The organism is Acetobacter sp. KSO5, assembly GCF_044094635.1.
GTDB classification, from domain to species: Bacteria; Pseudomonadota; Alphaproteobacteria; order Acetobacterales; family Acetobacteraceae; genus Acetobacter; species Acetobacter cerevisiae.
Genome location: NZ_CP172014.1, coordinates 468,931 through 484,936, shown reverse-complemented (window position 1 = coordinate 484,936; position 16,006 = coordinate 468,931). Strand labels below are relative to the sequence as shown.

The window sequence follows — 16,006 nt, the reverse complement described above, 5'->3', positions numbered from 1 at the left end:
TATGGAGCCTGCGTGATAGAGACATTGACCTCCTTCCCGTCCTTTGAGACATCGCGTTTGTTCCTCAGGGGGCTGACAGATGTGGATGCTCAGGCATTGCAAAGCCTGACAAACCACCCGGAAATCACCGAGATCGTGCATTTCCTGCCCACGCCTTTTTCCGTGCAGGATGCGCAAAAGCTGATTGCAGGCCGGTCAGACGGGCAGGACCGGTTTGTCGGCGTCTGGTTCCATGGTCAGCCCGATATGGTGGCTGTCATGGGCGTCCATTTGCGGGACAACGACGAGATTGAAATCGGCTACTGGGTGCACCCGCAGCAACACCGCAAAGGCATTGCGCGGGAAGCTCTTTCTGCACTTCTGGCCAAACTCAGCAGCCTTTTCCCGCACCGAACCCTGATTGCGGAATGTCGGCCTGAAAATCAGGCTTCATGGGCTCTGCTGGAAAAAAGCGGCTTTATTGCCACGCAGGCAGCCGGCCACAGACCGGGGCGACAGCGCTTTATCTGGCAGAATTTTTGAACTGCCATATTCCCTTCCCATTCCATTTAACGATACGCTTGCGGCATGTTACCCACCCGGGTGCTCTTCTTAACCAACCGAGGCTTTTCATGCGTCAGCGTCCCCCCACCCATCGCCCTCTTCTGCGGCTGACTTCCGCCCTTGCCGCAACGCTGGCCGTGCTGTGCGCCGCCCCCCATGCCCGTGCGGACGAGAAAGCCGACGCCCCGGAACTGGTGATTGAAGACAACGATTTTCTCGGCCCGGGCGGGTCAGACATTCAGTCCACCATCCCGCTGCTGGCCAACCCGCATATCAAGGTTCTGGGCTTTACCGTTTGCGCGGGGGATGACTGGGAGAATGCGGAATCCGCTCACCTCCGCCGCTTTCTGGAAATTGCCCACCATGAGGATATTCCGGTTGCTGACGGCGCTGTGTATCCGCTGATTAACAGCGTGGAACTCATGCGCCTGCGGGAGAAGCAATATGGTGCCATTCCGTGGAAAGGCGCATGGGGTGGCCCCGGCTCCATGGACAATGTGCCCTCCATCCAGCCGCCGCTGCCCAAATTTACAGAAGGCGCGCCCAAAACCCCGGCCATTGCAGAACCGGCCGCCATGTTCCTGATCCGCATGGTGCATGCGCACCCGCATCAGGTCACGATTTTTGAAGCTGGCCCCATGACCAATCTGGCACTGGCCATCCGTCTGGACCCGACGTTTGCCGCTACCGCCAAGCAGCTGGTGTTTATGGGTGGGCTGATTGACACCAGCATGATGTCCATCACCGGCAGTGCGAATTTCGCGTCTGATTTCAACATGATTTTTGACCCGGAAGCCGCCCACATCACGCTGACCGCCGCATGGCCGTCCATCACCGTGGTAGGGAATGTCTCTAACGACATCATGATGACAAAGCCCTACATGGCCCGCATTGCCAGCAAAAACACGCCGGTGACCAGCTATATGAGCCGTAACTTCTCACCGCTGCCGCTGTGGGATGAAATGGCCGCCGCCATTGCGGCTGACCCGTCCCTCGTGAAACAGTCCGTCAAAGCCTACATGGATGTGGAAACCGCCAAAGGCTACAGCTACGGCCACGCCCATGTCTGGCCCAAAAATCTGGCCCCGGTTGCCATGGGCGTGCGGGAAGTAACACTGGTGCAGAAAATTGATGCTGAGAAGTTTCAGGAAAACTTCGTGAAGCAGGCGCAGGGTCTGTAAAGCCCTTCCCTTCACGCTGGCAGGGTGTGCTGGCAAGCCCCACACCCTGCCGCCCTTGCCAGCCGGATTTTCAAAATCCGCTCGACTTGCTGTAGGCTGGCAGCATGCTCAACCTCATTAAACTGGTTGTCGGTGTCAGTTCGGTTGAAGAACTGGCGGAACGGCAGAAAGACCCTCACAACACCCGGCAGCACCCGCACCACAGCGCGCGCCTGCCGGTGGTGCATACCCGCACCTTCCCCCGCCAGAGTGAGGGAATCCTGCAGGGTGGCTCTCTCTATCGGGTTATCAGCGGTTTGATTCAGTGCCGCCAGCAGGTGCTGGACCTGCAAACCGAAACGCGGGCAGATGGCACACAGGGCACGCTCATCCTGCTCTCCCCAGAGATCATCCGGGTTGAACCCCGCGCCATGCGCCCCTTTCAGGGGTGGCGCTACCTGAAACCTGCCGATGCCCCGCCAGATCTTTCCGGCACACAAAGCTCAAACCTGCCGCCCCATTTGCAGAAAGAGCTGACGCTACTGGGGCTTTAAAAACCTCTTCGGCCATAAAAAAAGCCCCCTTCTTAACGAAGGAGGCTTTTTTTTATGTCCGTGGGAGCGGGAAAACCCGCTCCGGCTGGCCAGAGCTTAGAAGTCTGCCCCAACCTGCATGAACACATAACGACCAATCATTTCAGACCCGTAGAGCTGAGCATTGGTGTTGGTTGCGCCGTCAGCAACAAACGGGGCTTTCTTGTCCAGAATGTTGTTCACACCAGCAGAGAGGTTCCAGCGGCCCATGGTGTAGCCAACCGTAACATCATGCGTGAAGATACCAGGCGTTTTGCAATAGGCATACGTGGAGCAGGACACATCGCTCGTTCCGTCATTCCATTTCATGCCGCCCATGTAGGACATCATATAGGTCAGACGGAAGTTGTTATGGTTCCAGGTGACCGTCGCATAGTCACGCACGCGCGGCTGGCCTGAGCCATAGCCCTGATAGAACATACGACCAGCATAGTTGTTCCACTCACCACCCGGCTCGTTCTGCTGGAGGTAAGACACCAGCTGCTGGAAGTTGTTGTTCAGAACAATCATGTCCTGCCAGCCCAGACGCAGGCGGTAGGTCAGATCAAAATCAATACCGCTGGTCCGCAGGCCACCGACGTTCTGATAGATATTATCCACCGTCGTCAGCTGACCCGTCGAGTTACGCGGGTTCACAAACTGGCACTGGTAGGAATTACCGGTTGCACAGGAATCAACGATGTACTGCGTCGGCAGCGTGCCGATCATGTTCTTGATCGTGTAGTGCCAGTAATCAACCGTTGCGGTCAGGCCAGGAATCCAGCGGGGGGTAACAGTCGTCCCGATGGTATAGGTCCGTGCCGTTTCCGGAGACAGGTGCGAGTTCCCACCTGTTACTGTAGAAATCTGGTTGTTTGGCTGTTTGAAGGTTGCAGTGTTGATGCCCATCTTCTGGCAGTACGCCGTAACAGCAGCAGACTGTGAACCGTAGGAGGATGCCTGTGCACAGGGATCATTCGCCGTGTCGTAGCTGATTCCCTGACCACCATACAGCTCGTTCACGCTCGGCTGGCGGAAGGACGTGCCCAGCGTTGCATAGAACCGGATGTCACGCACCGGTGCCCAGTCAATAGAGAGTTTCCAAGTCTGGGTGCTACCGAAGGTGTTGTAGTGAGACCAGCGGCCCTGTCCGTCAACAGACAGATCTTTTGCCAGAAAAGCGTCACGCAGCAGCGGGATTTTTGCTTCTGCATAGACTTCCGTCGCGTTGAACCCGCCACCAGTGTTGGAGGAGGAGTTCCCTGCGGAATCGCCGTTCATGGTCAGCGGGTCAGCATGGTAGCTGGCCTGCTCACTGCGGTGTTCGATACCACCAGCAACACCAATCGTGCCACCATGCTCGTAAGGCAGCTTCACAACTTTATCGTTGTGAACGCGGGCGTTGAAGTCACGCAGCTGGTAGTCTGCATGATCATGCTCGTTGAACGTGGCGTACTGCTTGGCCTTACCCGTCAGATTCTGCAGCGGGTCAGCCAGCGCACAGCCAGCAGATGCCTGACAGACGGAAGGGTCATACGTGACCGCACTGCTGGAGCTCGTGGGGTCCAGCTGACGAATGCCATAGACCTGCATCAGATGATTGTAGTTGATCTGATTGAGGGTGTTGTACGTCGTCTGGCTATCGCCGTAGCTCATGGAAACATCATATTCCCAGTTGCCGACAATCTTGCCCTTGGCACCAGCCGTCACCTGATAGGTGTCAGACGCCTGATTGCTCTCACGACCGCCCAGTTCAGTGTAACGGCGATACATATAGGAGTTGTCACCCCAGGAGCTGTCATAATACGGAGCGTTGGTCGGCATGGTCAGCGGATTGACCAGGTTGGACGGGTATACACTGCCCGTCACCGGCATGCCCGCCATCATCTGGGAAGAGGCCTTATGGGTGTACTGAACATTGGCATAAAGCTTGAAATGTTCGTTCACATCATAATGCGCATCGCCGTTCAGAGAGCCCTGTTCCAGATAGCTGAGCAGAGATGACGTGCTGCCGTAGTTATAGCGATCAGCCGATGTAAAAGGATGTGTGCCGTTGCCATTGGCGTTGGCCACAACATCCAGCCCTGTCGAGTCATTCATGATGCGGGAGCCAGCCGTAATACCGGACCCGTACGTCGGATTGCTGCCAATCGCCGGGTCTGTCGCCCAGGGTTTGGACAGGTAATCACGGTCTTTCTGCATGATCCCGCCCTGCGTCATATACTGACCGAAGACGGAGATGTTGCCCTTGTCGTGATCGAAGTTGAACCCGTAATGGCCGGAAATCTTGCCGGTGCGGTCATCGCCCACATCGGTGATGCCACCACGCACAGTGATGTTGCCACCCTGAATGTTATGCTTGAGCTTGACGTTGATCACACCCGCCACAGCGTCAGCACCGTACAGTTCAGAGCCACCATCTTTCAGAATTTCGATGCTCTCAACCATGTCGGACGGGATGTTGTTCAGATCCGCACAGGCCGCACCATTGCCCATGGTCTGAATCATGCGCTTGCCGTCAATCAGCACCAGAACGCGGCTGGAGCCAAGGTTACGGATATCCGCGCAGGACATGCCGCCGCCGCCATTCTGTGTGGTGTTCTGTGTGCCGCTGCTGCCAATGGAGGGCAGACGCTGCAGATAATCACCAATGGTCGTAGCAGACGTCTGCTGGATTTCTTTAGCCGTAACCGTCTGCACCGGGTTGGGGTTGTAGCGGCCAGAGCGCAGGGCGGAGCCGGTCACAACCACGTTTTCCGGGCTGTTGGATTCCTTGGGGGACGTATCGGCAACGCTTTTGAGTGTCGCACCATTCTTTTTGGTGGCCGTTACTTTCCGGGCAACAGGCTGTGCTGTTGTTTTGGAAGTCGTGCGGGGAGCTGTTTTGCTGGCAACCGTTGTCTTGCCAGCTTTTGCTTCAACATCCGCAGCCTGAGCTATGGCAGGCGACACCGCAGCAAAAACCGGCAACGCATAAAGGAGGGAGAAAGAGAGCGGCAGGCGCTTCTTTCTGCGATCAGTATGGGACATAGGTGTTTCCTGCGCGATATTACATTTTGATTACGTTAGTATCTCCGAATTAAGAAACAGCTCTGCGCGTGTCACGCTTAAATTTCGATACAAAAACCTTTTCTCGAAATATGCGGCATTAAAAACACACCACTATCGTAACGATGTCACTTTGTTTCCGAAACCCGACTCAAATCGATCAAAAATATCTTTTGATTCAATGTTTTCTTTCCGAAAAGAAAAATCGTTTTGAATCCATTCTTTCTGTCACCCAGATGCCACAGAGCTTTCTTGACTCGCTCCTCCCGCGCCCCCTAACCGTGAAAGTAAGAGCCCTCTGGCACGGTGGAATTCTGGCGCGCTCCGGGGGCATTCGAGGAGAAAAAGAATGATCCGTCGCCCCTGGCTTTACGCCGCGACAGCCGCAACCTGCCTCGCAGGCTGGAGCACAGACGCCACTGCCGCCACCCTGCCGGCGTCCAACCCGTTTGCCGCAGAAAGCACCCTGCCCTACCACGCCCCGCGCTTTGATCTGATCAAGGACACGGACTACCAGCCCGCGCTTGAGCAGGGCATGGCCGAGCAGGCTGAAGAGATGGAGCGAATCGCCAACAGTTCCGAACCGGCGACGTTTGAAAACACCATTTCCGCCATGGAACGCTCCGGCCGCCTGCTGGACCGCACGCTGGAAACCTTCAGCGGTGTGTATTCCGCCAACACCAATCCTGTGCTCGATAAAGTGCAGGAAGTGGTCGGGCCGAAACTGTCCGCGCATGAAGACAGCATTTTCCTCAATCCCAAACTGTTTGCACGAATCCAGTATCTGCACGCCCGCAAGGACACGCTGGGGCTGAACGCAGAACAGAAGCAGGCTCTGGACGTCTATTACCAGAACTTCGTGCAGGCCGGCGCTCAGCTCTCTGATGATGACAAAGCCAAGCTGCGCGACCTGAACACCCGCCTGTCCAAGCTGGAAACCGTGTTCCAGCAGAAGCTGCTGGCAGGCACCAAAGCCTCCGCTCTGGTTGTGTCGGACAAAGCCAAACTGGCCGGTCTGGATGCCGCCGCCATTACGGCTGCGCAGACAGCTGCCACCGAGCGCAAGCTGGATGGCAAATGGCTCCTGCCGCTGCAGAACACCACGCAGCAGCCCGCCATGGAAACCCTGACGGACCGTGAAACCCGTCAGGCCCTGTTCGAGCAGTCCTGGACCCGTGTGGAAAAAGGCGGTGACGGCGATACGCGTGACACCATTGCCACCATCGCCCAGCTGCGCGCCCAGAAAGCCGCCCTGTTTGGCTACAAGAACTATGCTGCCTATGTGCTGGCGGACCAGATGGCCAAAACGCCGGAAGCCGTCCACAGCTTTATTGCACAGATTGTCCCGGCCCTTGCCGCGGAACAGAAGCGTGAAGCCGCCGACATTCAGAAGACCATTGCCAAAAGCGGTGCGTCCTTTGAGCTCAAGCCGTGGGACTGGCCCTACTATGCCGGTCAGGTCCGCAAGGCGCGCCTCAACTTTGATGAAAATCAGGTCAAACCCTATTTCGAGCTGAATACAGTGCTGCAGGACGGCGTGTTTTTTGCCGCCAACAGCCTGTATGGCGTCACCTTCAAGCGCCGCACGGATATTCCGACCTACAACCCGGATGTCATGGTGTTTGAAGTGTTCGATAAAGACGGGTCCGAACTCGGCCTGATCTATTTCGATTACTTCCAGCGCGACAACAAGAACGGCGGCGCATGGATGTCCAACTTTGTGGGGCAGTCTGCTCTGCTGGGCACCAAGCCTGTTGTATATAACGTGGCCAACTTCACCAAACCGGCTCAGGGCGAACCCGCGCTGATCAGCTTTGATGATGTGACCACCATGTTCCATGAATTCGGGCATGCGCTGCACGGCCTGTTTGCCAAACAGACCTATCCGATTATCTCCGGCACCTCCGTGGCGCGGGACTTTGTGGAATTCCCCTCCCAGTTCAACGAACACTGGGCGCTGAACGCCCCGGTGCTGGCCCACTATGCCCACCATTACAAAACCGGCGCACCGATGCCGGAAAATCTGGTAGCGCTGCTGAAAAAGGCTGCAACCTTCAATCAGGGTTACCGTCTGGGTGAAGTCGTGAGCGCGGCAGAGCTGGATATGGACTGGCACAGCCTTGGTGCCGATGCGCCAAAGCAGGATGTGGATGTGTTTGAAAAATCCGCTCTGAGCAAAATGGGGCTGGAAACAGATCTGGTGCCGCCGCGCTACCGCTCCAGCTACTTTCTGCACATCTGGTCCAACGGCTATTCAGCTGGGTATTACGCTTACCTGTGGACAGAAATGCTGGATGATGACACGTTCGCATGGTTCGAGAAAAACGGTGGCCTGACCCGCAAGAATGGCGAACGCTTCCGTGACATGATCCTCTCCCGCGGCCATACGCAGGATTACGGCCCGATGTTCCGCGCCTTCTATGGCAAGGACCCGGATATCGGCCCGATGCTGACGTTCCGTGGCCTGAACGGTTCCAAAAACTAAGGCCCTGCCCTCAGGGTGTCTTACGGCGGTTATTCTGCGCTTTGCGGAATAACCGCCGTTCCTGTGTACGGACCTTCGCAGAACGTAATGCGCCCCAGTGTGAGGTCACACCGCGCATAGCCTCCGCGCGCCTGCCGGACCACAGCGCGCCCGGTATAAAGCCCGTAACAGAACCGGGCTGTGCCGAGCGTGACATCACACAGATGGTAAGCGCCGTCCTGCGGCAGAATAGCCCGCCCGCTATAGGGGCCATCACAGAATGCCGGACGCCCGGTTGTCAGGTCACACCGGGCGATGCCTCCGGGGGTCTTCATGGTACCGCCCACATCATTTCTCTCAGCCGCCAGACCGGCCTCCCCCCACGCACACGCCCCACACAGCGCTATGCACACCAGAAGCCGATAGAGCGGGCGTTTTCGTTCCTTTCGTGTGCGCTGCATGGCTTTCTCTCCCAACCGGTTAATGTCCCCTCCGTAGCGTAGCCTGTGCAGACTGACCATAACGATGCGGTTCTGCCCTTATTCTCCGGCACAACGGCCCTTCCCGTGCCGACCGACCAAACACGGCACATCTTCCCCAACTGTCTGACGGATCCTGGCAAGGCCGCACGTGGGCCGGGAGAAGCCCACTGTTCCCGGCTTTTCTGCGGCCCCTTTTCGCGCTCCATAAAAAAAATCAAAAAATCTGAAAATCTTGCTTGACGGTCCCCGAAAACCCCTCTAGATCAAGGCCCAACGCAGCCTCTTGTCCCGTTCGTCTAGAGGCCTAGGACACCGCCCTTTCACGGCGGCAACACGGGTTCGAATCCCGTACGGGACGCCATTGATTTTGCTGGATAATTTTACTTATCCACAGATGGCTTACTGGTCCACATGGACCACTACAGTTCAAAGGCATCTGCTATCTCCCGCAAATATGCCGGATCAAACTTCCGATAAACTCGGCGAAGAGTCGTCGGGTCAGTGGCCAACCAGTCTGCGGCCTGATCGATTGGGACTCGATCCATGGCAAACCACGATGCGACGCTGTGCTTTATGTGATGTGGCGTTGGCTTCCATGTTAACCCTGCACGTGCGCAGGCCTTAGCAAATGACCAGCGCAGACCGGTGGGAACAGGCTTACCGTGCCAATGCACGACATACGGCCCGTTCGCCATACTCTGAGCCTTTTCCAATTCCTCTCTCAATGTTCGAGTCATTGGCACCACCGCACGGCGCTTGTTGGTAATAGGCCGATCCGGTTCCTGGAAATCAATTAGTCCGGTTTTCCAGTGCACACGATCCCAGGTCAGGGCAAGGATTGACCCCTTACGTGCCCCTGTAAAAAGCGCGATTGCCATGAAAGTACGAACATGCTGCGTTTCACACGCATCCAACAGACGCCGAGCTTCCTCTTTAGTGAGGAACCGATCCCGCGGCGCAGAATCCCGTGGCGGCTCAATTTCAGGCGGCCTGAGCAAAAAGCCATCTTTCCACGCCCGCCTCATGGTCGCACGCAAAACATTGAACTCGCGCCTCAATGTCCCCGGCGAAACCGGAATATTCTCGGCTTCCGATCGTCCGCTTTTTTTAAAGCGGTTTGCTGCATAAGTGTCCCAAGCCCTTTGATCGACCTGATCGACACGCAGATAACCCATTGCCTGACTCAACGGCACAATGGCTTCTTGCAGGCGCTTCAGATCCGAGATCTTTCCGCTACGCGAGGCCACATACCGCTCAAAAGCCGTCGACAGCGACATTTTGAGCGGTTGCTTTTCAAGCGCATTTTCAAAATCAACTAAGGCTTGTCGAGCATTTTTCTCATCATCCGTTCCCGTCGAAAGTCTTCGGCGTTTACCGTCTGCCCACCAGACAATGGCCCATTTGCCACGCCTTTTCTCAAGATGCGGTTTGTCGTTGCGGATGCGGGGCACCTCATAGCCTCCAGATAGGCCATCAGGTCATCGTAGGCGATGCGAAGACACCCCCCGACCCTGTAGACAGCCAGTTGATTATTGCGAATGGAACGCCGAACCGTTTCCACATCACAGCAGATAATGCCTGCTACCTCCTGAACCGTCATCAGTCGCCTGACGGTAATGAATTCAGCCAGGGAAGAGATCGATGAAGACATGCTTTCCTCCAGCAAACCACTGAAAGATTATATATGGCTTATTTTTTCAGGTTTCAAGCATTATTTCGCTTAAAATAATCTTATGCGAGCTTAGCAATAAACTCGCTGACTGCCTTCTCCCGCCGAGATCTGCTCTGCTGAAGTTTCTGAATGATATCCCGGCGTTGTGACGAAGTTATATCATCCCCTTTTTCCAACTGCTCCAGAAGGTTTTTTTCTTCATCATTCCAGGCACTTAATAGACCTTGTAGCCTCCCTGCCTCGACAAGAAAGGAAGAAGAGCGTTCAGATGATGGTACCGAAGTGCTTGTCTGTTTTTCGTTGGGTCCCATCACGACCGTTCTGGTCTTGCCGTCAGCCATTTTCAGCCGCACAAAATTCGTGTCCCCGTGCGACCATGTCGCGTCAATCTGTGAAACTGCCGGCCCAAGCGTCTCTGGCTCCACACCAAGTCGCTCGGCGATCTGCTGACGCCGTGCCAATGAGGGCTGCTTCTTGCCAAGTTCCCATTCGCTGACTGCGGTCACACTGACGCCAAGCGACGCCGCAAGCTCAGGCTGACGCAGGCCTGCATTTATTCTGGCCTTCCTGATAGCAGCGCCGATAACGGCCCGCACGGCGGCTTTCTGCTCATCTTCCTCCCTCGCCGCAGATTGGGTCGCTCTTGGTGTTTTGCGCATTCGGGATAATCCGTTTCATCTGGACAGGAAGCATCATACTAACAAGATCAACAACGCTTTCAATACACAAACAACCATAAAACGCGATAATTACGCTATTAGTAATCTTGCTAATGGACTCTTTGATGGCTGATCGCTCACGAAATACACACATGGCCACTGGAATGACTATAATCTGATAGTATTCCAGTAACTCTGGCTCCGACAAAAACACTGAAAAAGAACTTTTCACGATATCAAAGTGAAGGACCTTCTCCGGCCGTTGGACGATTGCCGGTATGAACGACAGGTGCATTTCGGAAAAAGCTACCCGCATGATCCGCCATCCACCTCGTTACAAATGCCTCTTCTTTTCTAAAGACCTCTATTGGGGCCATAGGGGAGTTGCACGGCTTCCTCCCTGACACGCTGGATCAACGCAGTACACAAGCCCCTCAATTCTTCCGGGTGAGCAAAATCATCAAGAAAAATCAAGGTGGGCTGGATGCCCTGACTTTCATAGAATTTTTCGCGCAGTTCCGTTCTGATCAGACCACGTCTTTCAATGGCGTTCCTTACAACACGGTCTCTGGCACAACAGCCCACCACTTCGATGAAATGGGCGGCATCACGACACCGCAGCGTAATATCGGCACGAAAATCATCCGATCTGTCGTCGATGGGCTGATGGAGGTCAATTGCAACGCCAGGAAACCGGCCAGCAGTTAGAAACTGATAAATAATCCGCTCTGGTAGCGATGCCAGAAGAGTTTTGTCAGCGGCGACCTTTCCTGCCACCGGCAGGTCTGGCCAGCGCTGCCGGGCCATGGCGTCCATCCGCGCCCAGGCATACGTGCCACTTTCCCCGAGGAAGACGAGGTGCTGGGCCCGCACACCCCGATAGCGACACATCTGGTGGTTGGGGGGTGCCCCCAGTTCCACGGCGAAATCGTAATAGGTTTGAAGATCGGCATGATCCGGGAAAAAGTCGTTCTTTCCACGCATTTCACATGCGCGAGTAGAATACTGCGAAGACGATATCGATGACATGAGAGGTTCCTGATGTCGCGTCATGACGCGGGGCACTGCCCCACATCATGTCGGAGGATAAAAACGGCATTCAGGGCCGTTAATTACGAATGAAGAAGGAGACGTAGCTGTCGGGCGATGCGCTTAACCGACCGCAGGATCCTGATCCACTTTCAGGGCTTGCCCAAGTTTGCGGTCAACCTCGCGGCTGAGGATGACGAGCCCTTCGATCAGCGCGAGATCCGGGCTGCCACTACTCAGCAGTTCCGACAGCAAAAAGCTCTCGATGCGATGGAGGGCGAGCGCATCGAAGACGTCACAGGGCATATGAGATTTACACATGGGTTTGGGGTCTTTCCGATTGAGGGATAAGGATGAGACGCCACGACCTACGCCAAGACAGAAACGAAGCCGGAGCAACCGACCTCCCCTGGGGCAATAAGGGTCATGCGCCTCACAACGCCCACCCCGAAAAATGACACCGTCACACCCGTCATCAGGGCGCACCGCAGGTGCAAGAGCAGTGGAAGTGGAGAAAAAGAGCGGCTTTGATTTTTGCGTCGCAAAAATGCCGCGATAGAAAAGAAAAAAACGTAGCGATTTCATAGGCTTGCGCAGCATGCATATGAAATTGAGGTAGCGTGCCTTCACATCCACCAAAGCCGGAACACGCCGGAAAAAGGAAAAACGGCTGTTTTCTGCCATTTTCCAGAAATGATGACGCCAATGACACTTTGCGTGACACCTGTCATGGCCCCGTCATGACAGTTGCAGTGACAGCTCCAGCCAGTGTCACTGGCCCCATGACACCATTTAAGGTGGCGTCATGACACCGTCATCCCGGCCCCTCAGGGAGCACCAAAGGTGCGATAGAAATGACACCCACATGACACCGTCATGACGGCATCACCACCCCATGAAGATAAAATTTACGGGAGTATTTCTTTGCACCAAAGGCAATGGTAAAATGTCCTTGACGACTCTCTCCCGATCGCTTACCTAAATCACATGAAACCAAATGGCGCACAAAAAACGGATCTGATGGCGGTCGCCAGCATCTCGGCGGGGCACCCGTTCAGAGGACGGATTGACCCCGTTGCGGGTGCGGAAACAGCTGTCGTGCAGATGCGGGACACTTCGCCTTCGGGCGTGGACTGGACGTCCTGCGTGCGCACCGAGGTGGCCGGACGGCGTGAGCCAGACTGGCTGCGTCCGGGCGATATTCTTTTCCCTGCGCGTGGCAATTTGTCACTGGCAGTTCTGATCGATGCACACATCGGCAGCCTTCAGGCCGTTGCGGCCCCGCACTTCTTTCTTCTGCGCGTAATGCATCCGGATGTGCTGCCTGCTTATCTGGCATGGTGGCTCAATCAGGAGCCAGCACAGCGGCATCTGGAGCAGAACGCCCAGAGTTCGACCCTGGTCCGCAACATCGCCCGGCCAGTACTGGAGGCCACGCCCGTCGTGCTGCCTCCCCTGTCCCGACAGGAACAGATTGTGAGTCTGGCCAACGCCATGCAGCGCGAGGAAGAGCTTCTGCACCGCCTGCGCCAGACCAACCAGCAGATCATGACCGGACTTGCCAGAGACCTTCTGGCGGGCTGACACTCCCTTGACGTTTTGAAACAGGATTTAAGTTCGTGACCGAGCAGATTTCACAAGACACTATCAACAAAGCACTCTGGAGTGCCTGCGATACCTTCCGTGGTACTGTCAGCCCAGACACCTATCGCGATTACGTGCTGACCATGCTGTTCCTGAAATACATCTCCGATGTGTGGCAGGACCATTATGACGGCTACAAAAAGGAATATGGGGACAATCCCGATCTGATCGAAGCGATGATGGCGCAGGAACGCTTTGTTCTGCCCAGGGGGGCGGATTTCTATACGCTCTATAAAGAGCGCAACGCTCCCGGAAATGGTGAGCGGATCGACAAGGCTCTGCACGCCATTGAAGAAGCCAACGGCACCAAGCTGAAGGACGCAGGCAAAAGCGTCTTCCAGGACATCAGCTTCAACTCTGACAAACTTGGCGATGAAAAGCAGAAAAACACCATTCTGCGGCATCTGCTAGAAGATTTTGCCAAGCCGGACCTGAACCTGCGCCCTTCCCGCGTCGGCAATCTGGATGTGATCGGCAACGGCTATGAATTCCTGATCAAGAACTTCGCTGCCAGCGGCGGACAGAAGGCCGGGGAGTTTTACACCCCGCCGGAAGTCAGTGAACTGCTGGCCCGTATTCTGAGCCCGCAGCCGGGTGAGAGCATTTGTGACCCGGCCTGTGGTTCGGCCTCCCTGCTCATGAAGTGCGGCAAGCAGGTGACGCAGAACCACAAGGGCAGCAAGGATTACGCCCTGTATGGACAGGAAGCCATTGGCTCCACATGGTCCTTTGCCAAGATGAACATGTTCCTGCATAGCGAGGACAATCATCGCATTGAATGGGGCGACACCATCCGCAACCCCAAGCTGCTGGATGATAAAAACCACCTGATGCGCTTTGACGTGGTGACAGCCAATCCGCCCTTCAGCCTCGACAAATGGGGGCATGACGAGGCTGAGCAGGATGTGCATCACCGCTTTGCCCGTGGCGTGCCGCCCAAGACCAAGGGCGATTACGCTTTTATTCTGCACATGATCAGCACCCTGAAAGACCGCACGGGTCGCATGGGCGTGGTGGTGCCGCATGGCGTGCTGTTCCGGGGCAGTTCGGAAGGGAAAATCCGCCAGAAGCTGATTGAGGAAAACCTGCTGGATGCCGTGATCGGCCTGCCGGAAAAGCTGTTCTTCGGCACCGGGATTCCGGCCGCCATCCTGATTTTCCGCAAGGACCGCAAGACGAAGGACGTGCTGTTCATTGATGCCAGCCGCGAGTTCCGGGCGGGCAAGAACCAGAATGTGCTGACCGAAGAAAACATCACGAAGATTGTGGACACCTACCGTGCCCGCAAGGACGTGGACAAATACGCCCATCTCGCCACGCCGGATGAAATCAAAGAAAACGACTACAACCTGAACATTCCGCGTTATGTCGATACGTTTGAGGAGGAAGAAGAGATTGATCTGAACGCCGTGCGCAAGGAACGGGCAGAGATCAAGGAGGAACTGAGCAAGCTGGAAGCACAGATGGACGTCTATCTGAAGGAGCTGGGTTATGCTTCCTAATGGGTGGAAACTTGGTGATTTTGGATCAATTGGCAAATGGACAGGTGGTGGAACCCCATCCAAAGCAAATGATTCTTTTTGGATGGGAGGGACAATTCCCTGGGTTTCTCCCAAAGATATGACTTCTGGAAAAATCTGCGATACCGAAGATTATATTACGCCAGAAGCGATAAAAAATTCGGCAACACGACTATATCCTTCTGGATCAGTCATGATTGTTACTCGAAGCGGTATATTACGAAAAAAACTTCCTGTTGCTATCGCAGAATCACCTGTAACAGTTAATCAGGATCTCAAAGTTTTACCATATGACAAACAATTTTCTCCAGAATACGTTTATAATTACATTCTGTGCTTCAACAGCGAAATTCTAAATGTATGTGCAAAAGACGGAACAACCGTCGAAAGCATTGACACTAATTCTTTTCTTAATTTTCCGGTAAAACTTCCCCCTCTCCCCGAACAGAAGAAGATCGCGGCGATCCTCTCGACGTGGGATCGTGCGATTGAGGGGATGGAGAAGCTTCTGGCCAACAGTCAGCAGCAGAAAAAAGCCCTCATGCAGCAACTCCTCACAGGCAAAAAGCGCCTGCCGGGGTTCTCAGGGGAGTGGAAGAATTATACATTAGAAAATATATTAAATGTTAGGAAAGAAAAGTCGCTTCCATCAAATAAAATCCCGCTATTTTCTTTGACAATTGATGGTGGAATTACATCAAAAACAGATAGATATAATAGGGAATTTTTAGTTAAAAACAAAAATGAAAAAAAATATAAAGTAGTTTACCCAAGAGATCTCGTCTACAATCCAGCTAATTTACGATGGGGGGCTATAAATTACAGTCGCATTCCTCATAAAGTTGTTGTTTCTCCAATATATGAAGTGCTTTATGTGAACAACATAGAAAGGTTTTTCCCTGATCTAATATATCAGTATCTTATGAGTCCTTTCCAAATCGAAAAATTTTCTTCGATGATAGAAGGTACTTTAATGGAAAGAAAAGCTGTAAAAATTTCTCCTTTTTTAGCAACAAAAATTAGAATCCCATGTGATTTTTCTGAACAGCAAGCCATCGCTGCTGTCCTGAGCACAGCAGACGAAGAAATCACGACCCTTGAATCCGACCTAGCCCGCCTGCGTCAGGAAAAGAAAGCCCTGATGCAGCAGCTTCTCACGGGCAAGCGCCGCGTGAAGGTCGATTAAGGTATTTCAGCTACAGGATATTTGAAC

13 protein-coding genes, 1 tRNA gene and 1 pseudogene are annotated in these 16,006 nt (G+C 54.5%); 8 read left to right on the top strand and 7 right to left on the bottom strand.

Going from position 1 to position 16,006, the window contains the following annotated elements; all coding sequences use genetic code 11:
• Window positions 1–12: 12 nt before the first annotated feature.
• The 3 genes from ACHQGU_RS02145 to ACHQGU_RS02135 all read left to right on the top strand — a co-directional run bounded on the left by ACHQGU_RS02145 (window position 13) and on the right by ACHQGU_RS02135 (window position 2,257).
• The gene (locus ACHQGU_RS02145) at window positions 13–522 is read left to right on the top strand and encodes a GNAT family N-acetyltransferase (RefSeq protein ID WP_395495713.1); all 510 of its coding nucleotides are present in this window, start codon (window positions 13–15) and stop codon (window positions 520–522) included.
• 89 nt (window positions 523–611) lie between these two features.
• Window positions 612–1,724, top strand: coding sequence for a nucleoside hydrolase (locus ACHQGU_RS02140; RefSeq protein WP_395495712.1), 1,113 nt, complete (start codon window positions 612–614; stop codon window positions 1,722–1,724).
• Window positions 1,725–1,828: 104 nt separating this feature from the next.
• The gene (locus ACHQGU_RS02135; protein WP_395495711.1) at window positions 1,829–2,257 is read left to right on the top strand and encodes a DUF1489 family protein; all 429 of its coding nucleotides are present in this window, start codon (window positions 1,829–1,831) and stop codon (window positions 2,255–2,257) included.
• Window positions 2,258–2,353: 96 nt separating this feature from the next.
• Here ACHQGU_RS02135 and ACHQGU_RS02130 read toward each other — a convergent pair whose 3' ends face one another.
• Window positions 2,354–5,305, bottom strand: a complete 2,952-nt coding sequence (locus tag ACHQGU_RS02130; protein ID WP_395495710.1) for a TonB-dependent receptor domain-containing protein — start codon at window positions 5,303–5,305, stop codon at window positions 2,354–2,356.
• A 367-nt stretch (window positions 5,306–5,672) separates the two neighbouring features.
• Here ACHQGU_RS02130 and ACHQGU_RS02125 point away from each other — a divergent pair, with 367 nt between their 5' ends.
• The gene (locus ACHQGU_RS02125) at window positions 5,673–7,808 is read left to right on the top strand and encodes a M3 family metallopeptidase (RefSeq protein ID WP_395495709.1); all 2,136 of its coding nucleotides are present in this window, start codon (window positions 5,673–5,675) and stop codon (window positions 7,806–7,808) included.
• 29 nt (window positions 7,809–7,837) lie between these two features.
• Here the strand turns inward: ACHQGU_RS02125 and ACHQGU_RS02120 are convergent, their stop codons facing one another.
• Window positions 7,838–8,308, bottom strand: coding sequence for a hypothetical protein (locus ACHQGU_RS02120; protein ID WP_395495708.1), 471 nt, complete (start codon window positions 8,306–8,308; stop codon window positions 7,838–7,840).
• A 246-nt stretch (window positions 8,309–8,554) separates the two neighbouring features.
• Here ACHQGU_RS02120 and ACHQGU_RS02115 point away from each other — a divergent pair.
• Window positions 8,555–8,630: transfer RNA gene (locus tag ACHQGU_RS02115), tRNA-Glu, on the top strand.
• A gap of 58 nt (window positions 8,631–8,688) precedes the next feature.
• Here the strand turns inward: ACHQGU_RS02115 and ACHQGU_RS02110 are convergent.
• The 5 genes and pseudogenes from ACHQGU_RS02110 to ACHQGU_RS02090 all read right to left on the bottom strand — a co-directional run bounded on the left by ACHQGU_RS02110 (window position 8,689) and on the right by ACHQGU_RS02090 (window position 12,313).
• Entirely contained in the window at window positions 8,689–9,720 is a 1,032-nt protein-coding gene (locus ACHQGU_RS02110; RefSeq protein ID WP_395495707.1) for a tyrosine-type recombinase/integrase, read from the bottom strand.
• 62 nt (window positions 9,721–9,782) lie between these two features.
• Window positions 9,783–9,869, bottom strand: a pseudogene (locus ACHQGU_RS02105) (hypothetical protein); the annotation flags it as partial.
• Window positions 9,870–10,000: 131 nt separating this feature from the next.
• Window positions 10,001–10,600, bottom strand: a complete 600-nt coding sequence (locus ACHQGU_RS02100) for a helix-turn-helix domain-containing protein (RefSeq protein ID WP_395495706.1) — start codon at window positions 10,598–10,600, stop codon at window positions 10,001–10,003.
• Window positions 10,601–10,954: 354 nt separating this feature from the next.
• A complete protein-coding gene (locus tag ACHQGU_RS02095) occupies window positions 10,955–11,629 on the bottom strand; it encodes a hypothetical protein (RefSeq protein ID WP_395495705.1) in 675 nt (224 codons plus the stop codon).
• Window positions 11,630–11,752: 123 nt separating this feature from the next.
• Window positions 11,753–12,313: a hypothetical protein gene (locus tag ACHQGU_RS02090; RefSeq protein ID WP_395495704.1), complete on the bottom strand. Its 561-nt coding sequence runs from the start codon at window positions 12,311–12,313 to the stop codon at window positions 11,753–11,755.
• 303 nt (window positions 12,314–12,616) lie between these two features.
• Between ACHQGU_RS02090 and ACHQGU_RS02085 the strand changes: the two genes are divergently transcribed.
• Genes ACHQGU_RS02085 through ACHQGU_RS02075 form a run of 3 tightly spaced genes read left to right on the top strand, consistent with a single transcriptional unit; the run spans window position 12,617 to window position 15,979 of the window.
• Entirely contained in the window at window positions 12,617–13,213 is a 597-nt protein-coding gene (locus tag ACHQGU_RS02085; protein WP_395495703.1) for a restriction endonuclease subunit S, read from the top strand.
• 35 nt (window positions 13,214–13,248) lie between these two features.
• Entirely contained in the window at window positions 13,249–14,775 is a 1,527-nt protein-coding gene (locus ACHQGU_RS02080) for a type I restriction-modification system subunit M (protein WP_395495702.1), read from the top strand.
• Complete coding sequence (locus tag ACHQGU_RS02075) at window positions 14,765–15,979, top strand: restriction endonuclease subunit S (RefSeq protein ID WP_395495701.1); 1,215 nt, start codon at window positions 14,765–14,767, stop codon at window positions 15,977–15,979. Before ACHQGU_RS02080 ends, ACHQGU_RS02075 begins: the two co-directional genes overlap by 11 nt.
• Window positions 15,980–16,006: the final 27 nt, after the last annotated feature.

Coding starts and splice junctions, on each gene's coding strand:
- ACHQGU_RS02085 (WP_395495703.1), top strand. CDS start 12,617: ATGAAACCAAATGGCGCACAAAAAACGGATCTGATGGCGGTCGCCAGC.
- ACHQGU_RS02130 (WP_395495710.1), bottom strand. CDS start 5,305: ATGTCCCATACTGATCGCAGAAAGAAGCGCCTGCCGCTCTCTTTCTCC.
- ACHQGU_RS02120 (WP_395495708.1), bottom strand. CDS start 8,308: ATGGTCAGTCTGCACAGGCTACGCTACGGAGGGGACATTAACCGGTTG.
- ACHQGU_RS02075 (WP_395495701.1), top strand. CDS start 14,765: ATGCTTCCTAATGGGTGGAAACTTGGTGATTTTGGATCAATTGGCAAA.
- ACHQGU_RS02135 (WP_395495711.1), top strand. CDS start 1,829: ATGCTCAACCTCATTAAACTGGTTGTCGGTGTCAGTTCGGTTGAAGAA.
- ACHQGU_RS02095 (WP_395495705.1), bottom strand. CDS start 11,629: ATGTCATCGATATCGTCTTCGCAGTATTCTACTCGCGCATGTGAAATG.
- ACHQGU_RS02125 (WP_395495709.1), top strand. CDS start 5,673: ATGATCCGTCGCCCCTGGCTTTACGCCGCGACAGCCGCAACCTGCCTC.
- ACHQGU_RS02140 (WP_395495712.1), top strand. CDS start 612: ATGCGTCAGCGTCCCCCCACCCATCGCCCTCTTCTGCGGCTGACTTCC.
- ACHQGU_RS02090 (WP_395495704.1), bottom strand. CDS start 12,313: ATGGCAGAAAACAGCCGTTTTTCCTTTTTCCGGCGTGTTCCGGCTTTG.
- ACHQGU_RS02100 (WP_395495706.1), bottom strand. CDS start 10,600: ATGCGCAAAACACCAAGAGCGACCCAATCTGCGGCGAGGGAGGAAGAT.